Source organism: Synechococcus sp. W60.3, from assembly GCF_047502615.1.
Classification (GTDB): Bacteria; Cyanobacteriota; Cyanobacteriia; order Thermostichales; family Thermostichaceae; genus Thermostichus.
In genome coordinates, this window is sequence record NZ_JANSHJ010000065.1 from 1 (window position 1) to 3,415 (window position 3,415).

4 protein-coding genes are annotated in these 3,415 nt (G+C 62.3%); 3 read left to right on the forward strand and 1 reads right to left on the reverse strand.

All coding sequences use genetic code 11. From position 1 onward, the window contains the following. Window positions 1–94: 94 nt before the first annotated feature. Entirely contained in the window at window positions 95–1,024 is a 930-nt protein-coding gene (gene crn3, locus NW846_RS12375; RefSeq protein ID WP_414348546.1) for a CRISPR-associated ring nuclease Crn3/Csx3, read from the reverse strand. A 129-nt stretch (window positions 1,025–1,153) separates the two neighbouring features. Between crn3 and NW846_RS12380 the strand changes: the two genes are divergently transcribed. The 3 genes from NW846_RS12380 to cas1 form a co-directional block, all read left to right on the forward strand. Further along, a complete protein-coding gene (locus NW846_RS12380; RefSeq protein ID WP_414348549.1) occupies window positions 1,154–2,458 on the forward strand; it encodes a TIGR03985 family CRISPR-associated protein in 1,305 nt (434 codons plus the stop codon). Next, window positions 2,422–2,559 carry a hypothetical protein gene (locus NW846_RS12385; RefSeq protein ID WP_414348552.1) on the forward strand — a complete coding sequence of 46 codons (138 nt, stop codon included), beginning with the start codon at window positions 2,422–2,424 and terminating at the stop codon, window positions 2,557–2,559. The genes NW846_RS12380 and NW846_RS12385 overlap by 37 nt, the downstream gene beginning before the upstream one ends. Next, a partial coding sequence (cas1, locus tag NW846_RS12390) for a CRISPR-associated endonuclease Cas1 (RefSeq protein WP_414516164.1) occupies window positions 2,556–3,415 on the forward strand: 860 nt, incomplete at its 3' end. The genes NW846_RS12385 and cas1, both read left to right, overlap by 4 nt.

The following is a 3,415-nucleotide window of genomic DNA, read 5'->3' on the forward strand; positions in this document are numbered from 1 at the left end:
GTTGGTTTGCTAAGTGCTGCTATTGTACCCCTTGAGCCCTTAACAGGCTGTAACTAAAAATCTCATCCGGCACGCCGCCGAAAGCTCCCTGCCATTATCCTGCCGAGCCGACCAAGCCGCGCACCACCCGCACCAGCTCGGCAGGCAGCGGAGAGCCGGGATCCCAGCACAGCTCCAGTTGGTTGGGATCCCTGGGTAGATCTTCCGGGCAGGGGCCGGTGTGCAGGACGGCCACACACCGCAAGTTGCCCCGATCCCGACAAAACTCATGCCAGAGGGGGATGGCCGCCGGATCCCGGCTGACCAAGAGATAATGGGAGCAGGCTTCCAGGATCGGCTGCTTGTGGGGATCCACCTTGCCGCCCACATCCACGATCACCAGGCTTTTTTGTTGGCGCAGGGCGAGGATGGCCTGGGCGTGAAAGCTGAAAAAATCGGGGGTCAGGCGGCCCCGGTAGCGGTGCTTGAGGATTTTGGCTTCTTCCGGCGGCAGATCCAACGTCCAATTTCCTTCCCCATCCCAGTGGGCCCGCTGCAGATAAACGTTGGGAGCCTGAGGCAGCAGGGACTCGAAAAGAGCGCGGGCCAGGCGGCTTTTGCCGCTATCCGGAGGGCCCACCACCATCACTGCCGCCGCCAATTCTGTTCGCGTCAGCGGGCCGTAGGCCTTGCCTGGCCTGCCCTGCACCCAGGGAATGATCTCGCCCACCTGCACGTCTGGGCTATGGCTGGAGACCACCACTGCCCCCAAGCGCGGGTCGTAGCAGGCCACCCAGCGGGTAAAGTGGCACTCGTGCACCAACCAGCCGTAGAGCCAGATGGGGGCGCGCCCGCTCAGCACCACTCCCAAGCGGGGGTCGATCCCCCCAGGCAGGCGCAGTTGGGCCAGATCTTCCGGGAAAATCAGCCGATCCGGTCGGGTCAGCTCGATTTCAATCACCTGAAACGGTAGCCCCCCAAGATGGGGTTTCTGCGGCCAATGGGCCAGATAGCCAGACCGCAACTGCAGCGCCACAGCAGACATGGAAATTGGGACAGAAAGACAACAGCCTGGCCCCAGTATGGGGAAGATTGGAAGCAAGATCTTCCAATTGTTGGCAGAGTAGGGGCGAAGGGATCCGACCTTGGTCTGTGCCTTGCCCTGGAGGGGGAGATGAACGGAGGGGAGTTGCCTTTGACGGTGGAGGTGTTGCGCTGGCTGGCAGGCGGGCAGTTGGCAGAGCGCCTGGAGCGGGCGGTGCGTCTCTGGGTGTTGCTCCAGGGTTTGTACAGCGAAAACCGTTGGCCGGATCTGCCAGAGACCTTTGGCTACACCCACATCCGCGATCGCCTCTTCTCGCCCAGCCACCCCCGGCAGGATTTGCCCCATGGGATCTCCTGCCCGGATCCCAGTTGCATTTGCCAGAAGCCTCTGAGCTTTTGGCTGGAGCATCCCGACCTGCTGGCCGCCTTAAAAGCCGAAGTTCCCCATCTGGAGACGCGGCTGGCCAGCCGGCCCTTTTTGAAGACCCACCGCACCCTGCGCAAAGAGCTGGACTACCTGGCCGCTCAGGGCTGGCTGCAGCCAATCGAGGCCAACTCCAGGCGAAGAGATAACTTTCGCTGCCGTGCCGCCGGGGATCGCCCCCCCTTGCCGACGCCCGCCTCGGCCTTGACGTTGTCGGGTAGCCAGCTTGAGCAGATCTACCACGTCCTCAGCGACGTGGCCTTTGTGCATCCCGATGTGCAGGTGTTGCTGGACGATATCTGGGGGGGGCATCAACACTCGCAGCGGCGGCTCTTTGTCTGGTTTGAGTACATCCTCTCCGACGAACAGCAGGAGCGGGTGGACGAATACCAAAACCAGCTAGAGGCTTTCTGGACAAAACCGGCAGCAGGGCTGATCCGCTTTGATTACGAAACTCGCCAGCACGGGATCCAAAAGGTCCTCACCTACCCGGTTTGCCTGTTTTATGCCCGCCGCGCCAAGTACTTGGCCGCCTTCGGCCAGCTCCCGCACGCTGCCAGATCCCTGGGCTGGCACAACTTTCGCCTGGATCGCATTCGCTCGCCTCGCCTGACGGTGGTGCCCTGGTCTGACCCTGCGGTGCCGGCGGAGCTCTTGGCCCGCCAGAGGCAGGGGAATCTGCCCACTCCTGAGGAGGTGCAAGCGGCCTGGGAAGAGGCCTGGGGATCCGATTTCTATCTGCCCAAGGCGCTCTTGATCCTGCGCTTTGCGCCGCAGTTTGCCCGCCGCTACGTGGACAACACAGTACGCCACCCCACCTTCCAGCCCATTGCCTACGAGCGGATCCCGGCTTTGGTGCGGCGGGAGATCGCCGATGCGGGGGAACGGGAAAAGATCTTGCACATTCTCCGGCAGAGGCCGGCCAGCGACCGCTACTTCTGCGCCTATGTGGGGTGGGAGACACCAATTTCACCATGCGCCTGCGGGATTGGCGGCCCAACGGCGAAGTGATTGCCCCTCTGGCCTATCGGGAACAGATGGCCCAGGAAGCGGAGGCAGAGCTGCGGTTTTACCGGCCCGAACTGGCTCTTGCCAAACCCGCCTGCCCATGACCACCCTCTACTTAACCGAGCCGGGCACCGTGGTTCACTGCCAGAACCAAAGCTTGCTCATTCGGCGCCGCGGCCAGGAGCAGCTTTGCCGCCTGGCAGAGGTGAAGCTGGTGGTGGTGTTGCCCGGGATCCAGTTGACCGCCGCCGCTCTGGCCCAACTGCTGGATCGAGGCATCGAAACCATTTTTTTGCGTGCGGATGGCGGTTTTCGCGGTCGCCTGCAGGGATCCTTCTCCACCAACTCTGAGATCCGTCTGGCCCAGTATCAGCGGGCCTACTCCCCCTGGGGGCTGAGGTGGGCCAAGGTGATTGTGCGCGGCAAGATTCGCAACCAACGGGCAATTCTACAACTGCACAACCGGGCTACCCGCGGCCAAATTGCCCCCTTACAGGAGGGTATTGATGTTATCGCCGCCTACCTGCAACAGTTGGATCGCTCCACCACTCCTCCGGATCGAGAAGCGCTGATGGGCCTGGAGGGCATTTGCGCCCGCACCTACTACCAATCCCTGCAACATTGCTTTCCGCCTGAGTGGAACTTCACTGGCCGCAACCGACAGCCGCCGCTCGACCCGATCAACGCTCTGCTCAGTTGGGGCTACGGGGTGCTGCTGGCCCGCGTGTTCTCGGCAGTGGTGATGGCCGGGTTGGATCCCTACCTGGGCTTTTTCCACGCCAATTTGCCCTATCGCCCCAACCTGGTGCTGGACATGATGGAGGAGTTTCGACCCTTGGTGGTGGATTGGGCTGTGCTCCAGCTTGTCAAGGCTGGCCTGCTCACGCCGGAAGACTTTGAGCCGTCGCCGGATGGGACAGGCATATGGCTGGGATCCCTGGCCAAAAAACTGTTTTTGGG